The sequence below is a fragment of the Candidatus Eisenbacteria bacterium genome (assembly GCA_035712145.1).
In the GTDB taxonomy this organism is placed as follows: Bacteria; Eisenbacteria; RBG-16-71-46; order RBG-16-71-46; family RBG-16-71-46; genus DASTBI01.
Genome location: DASTBI010000245.1, coordinates 1 through 1,026, shown reverse-complemented (window position 1 = coordinate 1,026; position 1,026 = coordinate 1). Strand labels below are relative to the sequence as shown.

The following is a 1,026-nucleotide window of genomic DNA, read 5'->3' as shown; positions in this document are numbered from 1 at the left end:
CGGATCAGGTCCCGGTCAAAAGCTCGCATTCGATGATGCGATGGCACATTGTGGGTTGTCCTGATCGCCGGATCGACCGGTTCTGCATTACGTGCTGTTCGCCCTCCCAACCTCACATCACGCCGATTGACGGCGTGATCTCGTTCACGCCGCCAGCGCGGCCGGTTCCTTGTAGCGCTCCCCCTTGGCCATGATCGCCCAGGCCATCCTGGCGAGCTTGTTCGCCAGCGCGATCGCCACGACCTTGGTCGGCCGGCGAGCCAGCAAGGCCGTGAGCCAGGGTCGATGCTCGGTGCCATGTAGTTTGGCATAGCGGATGACGGCGAGTGCGCCAGCGGTGAACAGGCCGCGTAAATAACGGTCGCCCTGCTTGCTGATGCTGCCGAGCCTGTCCTTGCCCCCGCTCGAGTACTGCTTGGGCACGAGCCCGATCCAGGCAGAGAAGTTCCGTCCTGATCGGAAGGCCATGGGATCGGGCACACTGGCGACCAGGGCAGTCGCCAAGGCTGGTCCGATGCCGGGGATTTGATCGAGCCGTTTGCTCGTCTGGCTGGACTGGTGCCAGGCTCTGATCCGGCGATCGAACTCCAGGATCTGCGCTTTCAGCATGCGAAGTTGCTCGCCAAGGGCCGTCACGCAGGTGCGCGCCACCTCAGGCAAGCGCCGATCAGCTGGATCGGCGGCCACCTCGAGCAGCTCCTCGACGCCATTGCGGCCGACCCGTGCGACGATCCCGAACTCCGCCATATGGGCACGGATCGCGTTGATCACGCTGGTCTGCTGGCGAATGAAGAGATGGCGTGTCCGGTGGAGCATCAGGCAGGCCTGCTGCTCAGGCGCCTTGGTCTCCACGAAGCGCATGTTCGCCCTGGTCACCGCTTCACAGATGGCCTCGGCGTCGGCGGCATCGTTCTTCTGCCGCTTGACGTAGGGCTTCACATAGGCGGGCGGCATCAGCCGCACGGTATGCCCGAGCGCCCTGAGCTCGCGCGACCAATGATGCGACGTGGCGCAGGCCTCCATGCC

General features: G+C 64.6%; 1 protein-coding gene. It reads right to left on the bottom strand.

What is annotated here, in order from left to right; all coding sequences use genetic code 11:
• Positions 1-144: 144 nt before the first annotated feature.
• Positions 145-1,026, bottom strand: an 882-nt coding sequence (locus VFQ05_17030) for an IS110 family transposase (GenBank protein HET9328473.1), incomplete at its 5' end; no start/stop codon positions are given.